Genomic DNA, 13,116 nt, shown 5'->3' on the forward strand with positions numbered 1-13,116 from the left:
ACAGAAAACGGAAAAAGCCACAGTCGGACTGTGGCTTGAAAAAGCTGGAAGCCGGAAGCTTACGTTTATTCGTATTCATCCATCCAGGCCATGATCACGGCCTCGAGGATGCGTTCGTTGGAATGGGCAGGATCGTCATCGAAGTCTTCCAGCTCGCAGATCCACTGGTACAGATCGGTAAAACGCACCGTCTTGGGATCCGTGTCCGGATAGGCTTCCAGCAGCGCCAGGGCGATTTCCCGGCTGTCTATCCACTTCAGACTCATACCCCCTCCCCGGTCAGTGACCTTCGGATACCATGTTCACCGTATATTTGGGGATCTCCACCACCAGATCCTCGTCGGCGACCCTGGCCTGGCAGCCGAGCCGGGATTCCGGCTCCAGCCCCCAGGCCTTGTCCAGCATATCATCCTCCAGCTCGCTGCTTTCTTCCAGCGAGTCGAAGCCCTCGCGCACTATCACATGACAGGTGGTGCAGGCGCAGGATTTTTCACAGGCGTGCTCGATGGCGATGCCGTTGCGCAGGGCCACGTCCAGCACGGTTTCACCTTGCTTGGCCTCCACCGCGGCCCCTTCGGGGCACAACTCGGTATGAGGCAGAAAAACAATCTTTGGCATTATTACACCTTATCAACACGTTGTCCGGCAAGTGCCTTGCGAATGGATGCATCCATCCGGCGAGACGCAAATTCGGCGGTTTCTTTATCGGTTTGCTCTATCGCCTGCTTGATCGCCTCGGGGTCGTCGCCCCCGGCACTGCGCTGCAGGGATTCGATGGCGGCCACTATCCCGGCCCGCTCCTGCTCGTCGAGCAGCTCGTCGCCGTCGGCCTGCAGGGCGCTGAGGATGTTCTCTATCACCCGGGCGGCCTCCACCTTCTGCTCCGCCAGCATGCGGGCGGCGATGTCCTCCCTGGCATGCTCGAAGGAGGCCTTCAGCATGCTGGCGATATCGTCTTCCTTCAGGCCGTAGGAGGGCTTGACCTCTATGCTGGCGTGCACCCCGGAGGATTTCTCCATGGCGCTGACCGACAGCAGGCCGTCCGCGTCCACCTGGAAGGTGACCCGGATATGGGCGGCGCCGGCCGCCATGGGGGGGATGCCGGTGAGGGTAAAGCGGGCCAGGGAGCGACAATCCGCCACCAGCTCCCGCTCGCCCTGCACCACGTGGATGGCCATGGCGGTCTGGCCATCCTTGAAGGTGGTGAATTCCTGGGCCCGGGCCACGGGAATGGTGGTGTTGCGCGGTATGATTTTTTCCACCAGGCCGCCCATGGTCTCGAGCCCCAATGACAGGGGGATGACGTCGAGCAGCAGCATCTCGCTGTCGGGCTTGTTGCCGATCAGCACGTCGGCCTGGATGGCGGCCCCGATAGCCACCACCTTGTCCGGATCCAGGCTGGTCAGGGGCTCGCGGCCGAAGAAGTCGCCTACCCGGCTGCGTACCAGCGGTACCCGGGTGGAACCGCCCACCATCACCACCTGCAGCACCTCTGCCGCCGTCACGCCGGCGTCCTTCAGGGCCCGGCGGCAGGCCAGCAGGGTCTTGTTGACCCAGGGCTGGATCAGGGCGTCGAACCCGGCCCGGGTCAGCTCCCCTTGCCAGCCTTCCCACTCGAGCGCCACGCGGTCGCTGTCGGTCAGCGCCTGCTTGGCGGCACAGGCCAGGTCCAGCAGGTTGCGCTGCTGGGTCGGACTCAGCTCGCCGACAGCGGCCCGGTCCTGGATCCAGTCGGCCAGGGCATGGTCGAAGTCATCGCCGCCCAGGGCGGAGTCGCCGCCGGTGGCCAGTACCTCGAACACGCCCCGGTGCAACCGCAGTATGGAGATGTCGAAGGTGCCGCCGCCGAGATCGTAGACCGCGATCACCCCTTCCTGGCCCGAGTCCAGGCCATAGGCGATGGCGGCGGCGGTGGGCTCGTTGAGCAGCCGCAGCACCTCCAGGCCGGCCAGCCGGGCCGCGTCCTTGGTGCCCTGACGCTGGGCGTCGTCGAAATAGGCCGGCACCGTGATCACCGCGCCCTGGATGGGATTGCCCAGGCTGGCTTCGGCCCGGGCAGCCAGGCTCTTGAGGATCTCGGCCGACACCTGCACCGGATTGACCGGCCCCTGCACGGTGTCGAGTTCGACCAGGCCATCCTGCTCGCGGAAGGCGTAGGGCAGCTTGGCCCGGGGCACGTCCGCCAGGGCCTTGCCCATCAGCCGCTTGACCGAGACGATGGTGTTCTGGGGATCGAGTTCGGCGTCGCGCTTGGCCTCGTGTCCGACCCGGAGGCCGTCTTCCAGGTAGTGCACCACCGAGGGCAGCAAATCGCGCCCCTGATCGTCGGGCAGGGTGTCGGCCAGGCCGCTGCGCACCACCGCCACCAGGGAATTGGTGGTGCCCAGATCGATACCGACCGCCCATTTGTGTTCGTGCGGGGCCGCGCTCTGGCCCGGTTCGGATATTTGTAATAATGCCATGGAGTTCAGAGTTCCTGCTGCGCGTCTTCCAGCCGCTCGAGTTCGGCGTGCAGCTTGGTCATGAATTTGAGTTTGCGTACCGCATCGGCGGCGGCGTCCCACTGGCCGGTGTCCAGCTGCCGTTCAAGCTCCCCGAACAGCTCGGCCGATACCTGGGCCAGCTCCCGGTCGAAGGCCAGGATGGCGCCGAAGACGTCATCCGCCCCGGGAATGGCCTCGAGCTGCTCGCGCCACTCCATCTGCTGCATCAGGAACAGGGGATCCTTCAGGGTCTGCTGTTCGGCACGGATATCGGTGCCGTGGAGGGAGAGCAGGTACTCGGCGCGGGCCAGGGGCTGCTTCAGGGTGGTGAAGGCGTCGTTGATCTGGGCCGCGCGCTGCACCGCCTGCAGGCGCTCCCGCTCGGGGCGGGAGGCAAACTTGTCGGGATGGAACTGCATCTGCAGCTGGCGGTAGGTATCGGACAGCGTCTGGGTATCGAGTGCGAATTGCTCCGGCAGGCCAAACAGCTCGAAATAGTTCATGCCGGCATCCTTAAACGTTGAAGCTTTCGCCGCAGCCACATTCCCCGTTGACGTTGGGGTTGTTGAACTTGAAGCCTTCGTTGAGGCCTTCCTTCACGAAGTCGAGCTCGGTGCCGTCCAGGTACACCAGGCTCTTGCTGTCGACGATCACCTTTACCTCGCCGTGTTCGAAGACCTGATCGCCTTCGGCCAGCTCATCCACGAACTCCAGCACATAGGCCAGGCCGGAGCAGCCGGACGTCTTCACGCCCAGGCGCAGGCCGATGCCCTTGCCCCTGTTGTCCAGGAAATTCCGCACCCGTTGGGCCGCCGCGTCGGTAATGGTAATCGCCATGCTTGCTCCGCCTTACGCCAGGTTCTTCTTTTTCTTGTAATCGTCGATCGCCGCCTTGATGGCGTCTTCCGCCAGGATGGAGCAGTGGATCTTCACCGGCGGCAGGGCCAGCTCTTCGGCGATGTCGGTATTCTTGATGCTCGCCGCCTCGTCCAGGCTCTTGCCCTTGACCCACTCGGTGATCAGCGAGCTGGAGGCAATGGCGGAGCCACAGCCGTAGGTCTTGAACTTGGCGTCTTCGATGATGCCGTCGTCATTGATCTTGAGCTGCAGCTTCATCACGTCGCCGCAGGCCGGGGCACCGACCATGCCGGTGGCCACGTTGGGATCGTTCTTGTCGAAACCGCCCACGTTGCGGGGGTTCTCGTAGTGGTCAATTACTTTTTCGCTGTAAGCCATGATGTAAAACTCCTCACCAATCCTTTAATCCGTTAGACACCCTTAATGGTGTACCCACTCAACTTTTTCCAGATCCACGCCGTCCTTGAACATCTCCCACAGGGGGGACATCTCGCGCAGGCGGCCGATGGCCTCGTTGACCAGGCGGACGGCGTAATCGATCTCTTCCTCGGTGGTAAAACGGCCGATGCTGAAGCGGATGGAGCTGTGCGCCAGCTCGTCGTTCAGCCCCAGGGCACGCAGTACGTAGGACGGCTCCAGGCTGGCGGAGGTACAGGCAGAGCCGGAAGACACCGCCAGATCCTTGAGCGCCATCATCAGGGACTCGCCTTCCACATAGGCGAAGCTGATGTTGAGGATGCCGGGCACCCGCTGCTCCAGGTCGCCGTTGACATAGACTTCCTCGATATCCTTCACGCCCTGGTAGAGGCGGTCGCGCAGGGCGCGGATGCGCTCACCCTCGGCGGCCATTTCTTCCCTGGCGATGCGGAAGGCCTCGCCCATGCCCACTATCTGGTGGGTGGCCAGGGTGCCGGAGCGCATGCCGCGCTCGTGGCCGCCGCCGTGCATCTGGGCTTCGAGCCGCACCCGCGGCTTGCGGCAGACGTAGAGGGCACCGATGCCCTTGGGACCGTAAATCTTGTGGGCGGACAGGGACAGCAGGTCGATGTTCATGTCCTGCACATCGATGGCTATCTTGCCGGCGCTCTGGGCGGCATCCACATGGAACATGATCTTGCGGCTGCGGCACAGCTCGCCGATGGCCTTGACGTCCTGGATCACGCCGGTTTCGTTGTTCACGTGCATGATGCTCACCAGTATGGTGTCGTCACGCATGGCGTTTTCGATCTGCTCCAGGGTGAACAGGCCGTTGGACTGGGGCTCGAGGTAGGTGACCTCGAAACCTTCCCGCTCCAGCTGGCGGCAAGGGTCCAGGACCGCCTTGTGCTCGGTCTTGGAGGTGATGATGTGCTTGCCCTTCTTGCCGTAGAAGTTGGCGATACCCTTGATGGCCAGGTTGTCGGACTCGGTGGCGCCGGAGGTGAACACGATCTCGCGCGGGTCGGCGTTGATCAGCTCCGCCACCTGGTTGCGGGCCACGTCCACCGCCTCTTCCGCCTGCCAGCCGAAGCGGTGCGAGCGGGAAGCCGGGTTACCGAAAATACCGTCGAGGGTAAGGCATTGCATCATTTTTTCGGCAACGCGAGGGTCCACCGGGCAGGTCGCCGCATAGTCGAGATAAATGGGCAGTTTCATCATATTCTCCGTTCCAACGCTGCCCTGTTCGGCAGTCTTGTCATCGACATATTAAAGTTGAACCTTCAGGCTCACTTCGTGCTGCTCGGGCTCGGCCAGAGTCAACAGGCTCAGATTGCTGTCTTGCTGCTCGGAAATCCGCCGGACGTCCTTCTGGCTGACCAGTTCCGCCAGGCTGATACCGTCGAGAAAATTACTGATCCGATCACTGAGGGCGCACCAGAGGGAGTGGGTCAGGCACTGGCTGCCGCTGTGGCAGTCGCCCTTGCCCTGGCACTTGGTGGCATCCACCGACTCGTCGACGGCGGCGATCACCGCCCCCACCGAGATGGCCGAGGCCTGCATGCCCAGCAGATAGCCGCCACCGGGTCCGCGCACGCTGCTGACCAGGCCCTGCTTGCGCAGCCGGGCGAACAGCTGTTCGAGGTAAGACAGGGAAATGCCCTGACGCTCGGAGATGTCGGCCAGGGACACCGGACCGGTATCGGCATGCAATGCCACATCCAGCATGGCGGTCACCGCGTAACGCCCTTTTGATGTCAGTCTCATGTAATTGAACCGTTTCCAGACATGGCGTCAGGGTGTCATACCCGAGTGTTTCAGTCAAGTATTTGTCCTACCAAAACAGTCAGCTATTGGATTCCCGCTGCTTTTGCCGGCGCTGCACCGAGGTCAGGATGCCGCGCAGTATGTTCAGCTCATGGGACTCGGGCCTGGCCCGGTTGAACAGCCGGCGCAGCTTGGTCATCACCTGTCCGGGGTGCGGCTTGATGATAAAGCCGGTGTCCAGCAGGGTCTGCTCCAGATGCGCGTAAAACCGTTCCAAATCCGCCGACAGCGGGTATTCCTGCTCCGCCACCGGATGGGAGTCCCGGGCCAGCCAGGCCATGCGCACTTCGTAGCTCAGCGTCTGCACCGCCATCGCCAGGTTGAGCGAACTGTATTCCGGATTGGCGGGGATGGCCACATGGTAGTGACACTGCTGCAACTCCTCGTTGCTCAGCCCGGTGCGCTCCCGGCCGAACACCAGCGCCACCCGGTGCCGGGGCGCCTCGGCCATGGCCTTTTCGCCGGCCTCGCGGGCATCGAGCATGGGCCAGGACCAGGTCCGGGAGCGGGCGCTGGTGCCGATCACCAGGCCGCAATCGGCCACCGCCTCGGCCAGGGTCGGCACTATGCGGGCATTGGCCAGGATGTCGCTGGCGCCGGCGGCCAGGGCCACCGCCTGGCCGTCGGGCGGGCTGACCGGATCGACCAGGCACAGATCCCCCAACCCCATGGTCTTCATGGCGCGGGCGGCCGAGCCGATGTTGCCGGTGTGGGAGGTGTTCACCAGCACAATGCGTATTTGCTCAAGCATATCCACTTGGTCCAACAGTGCTTAAGGCGCCGGATTCTAGCACAGTCGCGGTGCGGGATCAGGTGTTATCCTGCAGCCCGGCACCGGCTTTGGGAGCGGGCGCACGTCCGGCCTGGGCCAGCACCGTCGCCAGCAGCCGCAACAGGCGCTGCAGCCAGGGGGGCTGGCGGCCCGGCTCCAGCCGGTCGAGCAGGTTCTTGCACTCCAGCCCCAGCTCGGTGTCGCCGGTGATCAGCAGCCGGCGCTGGAAGAACAGGGTGTCCGGATCCCGCTCACCGGCGCTGAGGCGGATAAGATCGTTCAGGGCACAGCGGATCACCACGTCGGCCTCGCTGTCCCGCAGCAGGGTAAGGCGCCCCCCGGCATAGCCCAGGCTCAGCCGGTAGTCCAGATCCGGCACCCACAGCTGCAGGCAACGGTGCGCCAGGAAATCCAGTTCGCCGTCCTTGATGGGCTCGGCCAGCCCGCGGTTGAGCAGGGCTTCCATCAGCGGCGTCTGCAGCCGGTGGGGCAGGTAACGCAAGGGGGGACGCAGCAGGGCCGGCCCCCGCTCGCTCAGGGTCCGGCATAACAGGGGCAACATAACGGGCTCCTCTCGGTTGATTGACAATAAATAACTGTTCCTAATAGTGCTACATCGACCGGGCCCCGCACGCAGACTCGCCGTGAGGACATGACACTCACTGTTTCAGCCTGCTGCGAACATTCACTGGATATTCGGCCAGGCTGAAACCGCTCGTCACGGCGAGCAAGCTCGCCCCCTGGGGGCTCCGCCGCGCCATCCCTGGCGCGGAGGGTCTGCTTAGCGGAACCCAGTCGCTTCCGGTAGTGATCTACCATCCGGAACAGTTAGTTATCTTCTGACCCTTTCTCGGCGTCGGCCACAGGGCCTGGTCCAGGGGTAAAGGCATATCAAAGCAGGCTACGGACGAGGTCGTCCTGCGCCAAATCAAATCACGGCTGTTTTGTTTCAAATCAAATGCCGGTTATGCATCCCTGCTTAGACTGACCGCCTTGTAAACCGGAGTGAACGCTATGGAACTACTCTGTCCCGCCGGCAGCCTGCCGGCGCTGAAGGCGGCCGTCGACCAGGGCGCCGACGCCGTCTATATCGGCTTCAAAGACCAGACCAACGCCCGCCATTTCGCCGGCCTCAACTTCACCGAGCGCGGCCTGCGCGAGGGCGTGGACTACCTGCGCCGGCACGGCCGCAAGCTGCATGTGGCCATCAACACCTTCGCTCACCAGGGTAATGAAGCGCTCTGGCAGGGCGCCGTGGATCAGGCCGTGGCCCTGGGCGCCGACGCCCTGATCATCGCCGATACCGCCATCCTGGCCTATACCGCCCGCACCTATCCCCAGGCGGAGCTGCACCTGTCGGTGCAGGCCAGCGCCACCAACGCCGCCGCCATCCGCTTTTTCCGGGACAACTTCAAGGTCCGGCGAGTGGTGCTGCCGCGGGTGCTCTCCATCCAGCAGGTACGCCAGATAGCCAAAGACACCGACGCCGAACTGGAGGTGTTCGCCTTCGGCAGCCTGTGCATCATGGCCGAGGGGCGCTGCTACCTCTCCTCCTACCTCACCGGAGAGAGCCCCAATACGGTGGGCGCCTGCTCCCCGGCCCGCTTTGTACGCTGGGAGGAGCAAGGCGAACAACTGGAATCGCGCCTGAACGGCGTGCTGATCGACCGCTTCGCCGAAGGCGAACAGGCCGGCTACCCCACCCTGTGCAAGGGCCGTTTCGAGGTGGATGGCAAGCGCTTCCATACCCTGGAAGAGCCCACCAGCCTCAATACCCTGAGCCTGATCCCCGATCTGGCCCGGCTGGGGGTGAAGTCGGTCAAGATAGAGGGCCGCCAGCGCAGCCCCGCCTACGTGGCCGAGGTCACCCGGGTCTGGCGCCAGGCCCTGGATGCCTACCTCGCCACGCCCGAAGGCTATGCGGTACGGCCGGCCTGGACGCAGCGGCTCGACGGGGTCTCCGAAGGCAGCCAGACCACCCTGGGCGCCTATCATCGCAAATGGCAATAGGAGCACATATGCAACTTCATCTCGGACCCCTGCTGTTCTTCTGGCCCAGGGCACAGGTCGAGGATTTCTACCAGGCCGCCCTGGCCACCCCCTGCCGACGCCTCTACCTGGGCGAAACCGTCTGTCCCAAGCGCCGGGAGCTGAAAACCGCCGACTGGCTTGACCTGGCCCGGGAGCTCTCCGCCGCCGGCAAGGAGGTGGTGCTGTCCACCCTGGCGCTGATCCAGGCGCCGGCGGAGCTGCTCACCATCAAAAAGCTGTGCGAACAGGGCGAGCTGCAGATAGAAGCCAACGATCTCGGGGCGGTGCAGTTGGCCCATGAGCACCGCCTGCCCTTCGTCGGCGGGCCGGCGCTCAATGTTTACAACCTGGAGACACTGCGGCTGCTGCTGGACAAGGGCATGACCACCTGGGTACCGCCGGTGGAGCTGTCCCGCGCCTGGCTGTGGGACATCCACCGGGCGGCGGAGGCAGCAGGCCTGCGTGCCCGCTTCCAGCTCGAGGTGTTCGGCTACGGCTACCTGCCCCTGGCCTATTCGGCGCGCTGTTTCACGGCCCGGGCGGAAAACCGGCCCAAGGACGAGTGCGAGCTGGTATGCATCAACTATCCCAGTGGCCGCCAGGCCAACACCCAGGAAGGCCAGCCGGTGTTCAACCTCAACGGTATCCAGACCCAGTCGGGCTACTGCTACAACCTGATCAACGAGGTACCGGGCATGAACGGCTGGGTGGACGCGGTGCGCATCAGCGCCCACAGCCGCGACTGCCTGGAGTGGATAGGACGCTTTGCCGAGCAGGCCGGGCAGCCCCGCCCCTATCGGCTGGCTTCCCGCTTTTGCAACGGCTACTGGAACCAGTTGCCGGGCATGGAGTGGCTGCCGTCGCCGGCAGGGATGGAGGTAGAATAAGGAAAGGGGGCGCAGGCCCCCTCTGCTATCGCCGCAGCCGGGCCTGTTCGCCGATAAGATCGAGCTCCAGCAGGGAATAGCGGTGTTCGACGAAGTCGTAGATGTTGGTGGCCAGGGCCAGCTTGAAATACACCGCCGCCTGGTCCGGCTGGCCGTTGCGCTGAGCCTGTTTGGCGAGATAGAAATAGGCCTCGCACAGCCGCTCGGCCAGCTCCTGGTTGTCCGCGCTTTCTTCCGATATGCGGTTGAGCAGTTGCTCGTCGCTCACTTCGCCGAGGTAGACACCGACGATATCCCAGGCCCACTCCTCGGTGGCATATTGCTGACGGTGCGCGGCCAATTGCTCGAGCGCCGCCCGGGGATCAATCTGCTCCAGCGCCAGATACCACCACAGCAGGCGGTAGGGGTCACCCGGATCCTCATCCAGGAAGATTTTCAGATCCCGCGCCGCCAGCCCGGGCCGGCCGCCGTAATAGAGGGCGATGCCCCGGTTAAGGTTGGCATAGGCATAGTCGGGGGCCAGCTCCAGCGCCGAGTCGAACGCCTCGTAGGCCTCGTCGAACTCCTGGTTCTGGGTCAGGTAGACGCCGTTGAGGTTGTAGGCGTCGGCGAAGTCGGGCCGCTCGCGCAGGGCGCGGTTGAAGTCCAGCCTGGCCATGGCCCGCAGCCCGACCCGGTCGAACACCACGCCGCGCTGAAAGAACAGCTCGGCCCGCTGCTCCGGCGTCAGGCCGGGCGCGTTCAGCATCTGCCCCAGGCGGGCGATACCCAGTTCACTCTCGTAGGAAACCTGCATCGGCACCGGCAGCACCAGGGTGGGTGTGACTGCCTTGGGCGCACTGCAACCGGTCAGTAGCACTCCGAGAAGGGCTAAAGGACCGAGCAAAAATCTGTCTTTCAAGTCGGCTCCGAACTTGTCTTATTATGGCCACATGTTATGCAGCTCCACGACGTTTGTCATGTTGCAAATGCATTTCACAAATAAAAAGGGGCGCGACCGGCCCCTTTGCAATCCCCATTACGGCAGCGGTTCCTGGTCCGCCCCTTCCTTCTCCACCTGCGGCGGCAGCATGTGCTCCCGCTGTACCCCGAGCAGCATGGCCCAGGCGCTGGCGATATAGATGGACGAGTAGGTGCCGAAGCCGATGCCCAGCAGCAAGGCGGTGGCAAAACCGTGGATCAGCGCCCCGCCCTTGAGGAACAGCGCCACCACCACCACCAGGGTGGTGGCCGAGGTGATCAGGGTCCGGCTCAGGGTATCGGTAATGGCCTCGTCGAACACCTCGGCGGTGGTGGTGTCCCGCACCCGGCGGAAGTTTTCCCGCACCCGGTCGAACACCACTATGGTGTCGTTGAGGGAGTAACCCACCACCGTCAGCAGGGCCGCCACTATGGTGAGATCCACCTCGATCTGCAGCCAGGAGAACACACCCAGGGTGATCACCACGTCGTGGGCCAGGGACAATACGGCGCCGGAGGCCAGACGCCACTCGAAGCGCATGCCCACGTACACCAGGATACAGAGCAGCGCCACCAGTATCGCCAGGCCGCCCTGCTCGGCCAGCTCGGCGCCGATGGCCGGGCCGACGAACTCCAGCCGCTTCATCGCGGCGGACGGGGATACCTGCTGCATGGCCGCCAGTACCGACTCGCCTTGCTGCTGCACGTTGACGTTTTCCTGGGGCGCCAGGCGGATCAGCAGATCCCGGCTGGTGCCGAAATGCTGCACCGTGGCGCCGGGCAGACCGGCCCCGTCGAGGCGGTCACGCACCCGGTCCAGGTCCACCGCCTGCTCGAAGGCCACTTCCACCACGGTGCCGCCGGTAAAGTCCAGGCCCCAGTTCAGGCCACGGGTGGCCAGGCTGAAGAAGGACAGGGCGATCAGCACCAGGGACAGCACCGTCGCCGCCCTGGAATAGCGCATAAAGCGGATGGGCGCTCTGGTCTTGAGGATCTCAAACATGGGTCACTTTCCTCATATCGGCAGTTTGCTGAGACGCTTGCCGCCCCAGATCAGGTTGACCAGCGCCCGGGTGCCGACGATGGCGGTGAACATGGAGGCGAGGATGCCGATCATCAGGGTCACGGCAAAGCCCTTGACCGGGCCCGTGCCCACCGCAAACAGGATGACGGCGGTGATCAGGGTGGTGATGTTGGCGTCGGCAATGGTGCTGAGCGCCTTCTCGTAGCCCAGGTGTATCGCCTGCTGCACGCTGCGGCCACCGCGCAACTCCTCGCGGATCCGCTCGAAGATCAGCACGTTGGCGTCCACCGACATGCCGATGGTGAGCACGATACCGGCGATGCCCGGCAGCGTCATGGTCGCCCCCGGCACCATCGACATCACGCCGATGATGATCACCACGTTGGCCAGCAGGGCGGCGTTGGCCACCAGGCCGAACTTGCGGTAGTAGATGGTCATGAACAGCACCACCGCCAGCATGCCGTAGATCATGGCCATCAGGCCGTTTTCCACGTTCTGCTGTCCCAGGCTCGGGCCTATGGTGCGCTCTTCCACTATCTGGATGGGCGCGATCAGGGCGCCGGCCCGCAGCAGCAGCGCCAGGTTCTGGGCCTCGGCCATGGAGCCGATGCCGGTGATGCGGAAGCTGCGTCCCAGCCGCGACTGGATGGTGGCCACGTTGATGACTTCCTGATCCTTGCGGAACTTGCGGGAGCCGTCTTCGTTCAGTTCGTCGGTGGGCTTGTACTCGGTGAACACGGTCGCCATGGGCCGGCCCACGTTGTCCTTGGTAAAATCGGCCATGCGGCTGCCACCAGGGGCATCCAGGCTGATGTTCACCTGCGGGCGGCTGAACTCGTCCATGCCGGAGCTGGCGTCGACGATATGCTCACCGGTGAGGATGATGCGCTTTTGCAGCACCACGGGGCGGCCTTCCCGGTCCCGCAGCAGATCGCTGTTGGGGGGTACCCGGCCGGCGGCCGCGGCGGTCAGGTCGGCGCTTTCATCCACCAGGCGGAACTCCAGGGTAGCGGTGGCGCCGAGGATCTCCTTGGCGCGGGCGGTATCCTGGATGCCGGGCAGCTGCACCACGATGCGTTCGGCGCCCTGGCGCTGCACCAGCGGCTCGGCCACGCCCAGCTCGTTGACCCGGTTGCGGATGATGGTGATGTTCTGCTGCAGGGCATATTCCTTCACTTCCTTCAGCCGCTGCTCGCCCATTACCGCGAACAGGCCGAAGCTGTCGCCACTGTCCCGCTCCGAGAACACCAGGTCGGGGTAGCGCCCGCGCAGATAGGTCAGGGCCTGGTTGCGGACGTCCGCCTCACGGAACACCACCAAGGCGCCCTGATCCTGGGCGACCACGCCGGAATAGCGCAGGCGCTGCTCGCGCAGATCGGTGCGGAAGTCCTGCACCATCTGTTCCCGCACCCGGCTGAGGGCTTCCTCCATGTCCACTTCCATCAGGAAGTGCACGCCGCCGCGCAGATCCAGGCCCAGCTTGAGCGGACCGGCGCCGATGGCCTGCAACCAGGAGGGGGTGGCGGGGGCCAGGTTGAGGGCGGTGATGTAGTTTTCGCCCAGGGCCTCGGCCACCAGGTCCTTGCCCCTGAGCTGATCGTCGGTATTGCGGAAACGGATGAGTAACTGGTTGTCGGCCAGGGCGGCGCTGAGCACCTCGATGCCGGCCTGATCAAGGGTCTGTTGGGCCTGAGTCAGGACCTCAGGGGTCACCTGGGTACCACGGGAGCCGGACACCTGCAGGGCAGGGTCTTCACCGAACAGATTGGGTGCTGCATAAAGAAAACTGATGGTGATCACGCAGATCACCATCAAGTATTTCCACAGCGGATATCGATTTAACACGCTGTGCTCCTC

Annotated in this window: 15 protein-coding genes; 2 read left to right on the top strand and 13 right to left on the bottom strand. The window is 64.2% G+C overall.

Features of this window, described 5'->3' with window-relative positions:
* Positions 1–65 precede the first annotated feature (65 nt).
* The 10 genes from iscX to ubiT form a co-directional block, all read right to left on the bottom strand.
* Positions 66–266, bottom strand: coding sequence for a Fe-S cluster assembly protein IscX (iscX, locus tag AN401_RS13335; protein WP_094040145.1), 201 nt, complete (start codon positions 264–266; stop codon positions 66–68).
* A 13-nt stretch (positions 267–279) separates the two neighbouring features.
* Positions 280–618: an ISC system 2Fe-2S type ferredoxin gene (fdx, locus tag AN401_RS13340; RefSeq protein ID WP_094040144.1), complete on the bottom strand. Its 339-nt coding sequence runs from the start codon at positions 616–618 to the stop codon at positions 280–282.
* A gap of 2 nt (positions 619–620) precedes the next feature.
* Positions 621–2,462: a Fe-S protein assembly chaperone HscA gene (gene hscA, locus AN401_RS13345; protein WP_096779640.1), complete on the bottom strand. Its 1,842-nt coding sequence runs from the start codon at positions 2,460–2,462 to the stop codon at positions 621–623.
* Between the two features lie 5 nt (positions 2,463–2,467).
* Positions 2,468–2,986: a co-chaperone HscB gene (gene hscB / locus AN401_RS13350; protein WP_094040142.1), complete on the bottom strand. Its 519-nt coding sequence runs from the start codon at positions 2,984–2,986 to the stop codon at positions 2,468–2,470.
* Positions 2,987–2,996: 10 nt separating this feature from the next.
* On the bottom strand, positions 2,997–3,320 hold the full coding sequence (gene iscA, locus AN401_RS13355; RefSeq protein WP_094040141.1) for an iron-sulfur cluster assembly protein IscA: 324 nt from the start codon (positions 3,318–3,320) through the stop codon (positions 2,997–2,999).
* 12 nt (positions 3,321–3,332) lie between these two features.
* The gene (iscU, locus tag AN401_RS13360) at positions 3,333–3,719 is read right to left on the bottom strand and encodes a Fe-S cluster assembly scaffold IscU (RefSeq protein WP_094040140.1); all 387 of its coding nucleotides are present in this window, start codon (positions 3,717–3,719) and stop codon (positions 3,333–3,335) included.
* Between the two features lie 42 nt (positions 3,720–3,761).
* On the bottom strand, positions 3,762–4,976 hold the full coding sequence (locus tag AN401_RS13365; RefSeq protein ID WP_094040139.1) for an IscS subfamily cysteine desulfurase: 1,215 nt from the start codon (positions 4,974–4,976) through the stop codon (positions 3,762–3,764).
* A gap of 51 nt (positions 4,977–5,027) precedes the next feature.
* Complete coding sequence (iscR, locus tag AN401_RS13370; protein WP_094040138.1) at positions 5,028–5,525, bottom strand: Fe-S cluster assembly transcriptional regulator IscR; 498 nt, start codon at positions 5,523–5,525, stop codon at positions 5,028–5,030.
* A gap of 79 nt (positions 5,526–5,604) precedes the next feature.
* Positions 5,605–6,336, bottom strand: coding sequence for a tRNA (cytosine(32)/uridine(32)-2'-O)-methyltransferase TrmJ (trmJ, locus tag AN401_RS13375; protein ID WP_094040152.1), 732 nt, complete (start codon positions 6,334–6,336; stop codon positions 5,605–5,607).
* Positions 6,337–6,394: 58 nt separating this feature from the next.
* Positions 6,395–6,919, bottom strand: coding sequence for a ubiquinone anaerobic biosynthesis accessory factor UbiT (gene ubiT, locus AN401_RS13380; protein ID WP_096779641.1), 525 nt, complete (start codon positions 6,917–6,919; stop codon positions 6,395–6,397).
* A 452-nt stretch (positions 6,920–7,371) separates the two neighbouring features.
* Between ubiT and ubiU the strand changes: the two genes are divergently transcribed.
* Entirely contained in the window at positions 7,372–8,367 is a 996-nt protein-coding gene (ubiU, locus tag AN401_RS13385; RefSeq protein WP_096779642.1) for a ubiquinone anaerobic biosynthesis protein UbiU, read from the top strand.
* A gap of 8 nt (positions 8,368–8,375) precedes the next feature.
* On the top strand, positions 8,376–9,275 hold the full coding sequence (locus AN401_RS13390; protein WP_094040135.1) for a U32 family peptidase: 900 nt from the start codon (positions 8,376–8,378) through the stop codon (positions 9,273–9,275).
* A 25-nt stretch (positions 9,276–9,300) separates the two neighbouring features.
* Here AN401_RS13390 and nlpI read toward each other — a convergent pair whose 3' ends face one another.
* The 3 genes from nlpI to secD all read right to left on the bottom strand — a co-directional run bounded on the left by nlpI (position 9,301) and on the right by secD (position 13,104).
* Complete coding sequence (gene nlpI, locus AN401_RS13395; RefSeq protein ID WP_232513313.1) at positions 9,301–10,134, bottom strand: lipoprotein NlpI; 834 nt, start codon at positions 10,132–10,134, stop codon at positions 9,301–9,303.
* Between the two features lie 159 nt (positions 10,135–10,293).
* A complete protein-coding gene (secF, locus tag AN401_RS13400) occupies positions 10,294–11,238 on the bottom strand; it encodes a protein translocase subunit SecF (RefSeq protein ID WP_094040133.1) in 945 nt (314 codons plus the stop codon).
* 12 nt (positions 11,239–11,250) lie between these two features.
* The gene (secD, locus tag AN401_RS13405) at positions 11,251–13,104 is read right to left on the bottom strand and encodes a protein translocase subunit SecD (protein WP_096779643.1); all 1,854 of its coding nucleotides are present in this window, start codon (positions 13,102–13,104) and stop codon (positions 11,251–11,253) included.
* Positions 13,105–13,116 lie beyond the last annotated feature (12 nt).

It is taken from the genome of Zobellella denitrificans (assembly GCF_002407485.1).
Lineage (GTDB): Bacteria > Pseudomonadota > Gammaproteobacteria > Enterobacterales > Aeromonadaceae > Oceanimonas > Oceanimonas denitrificans.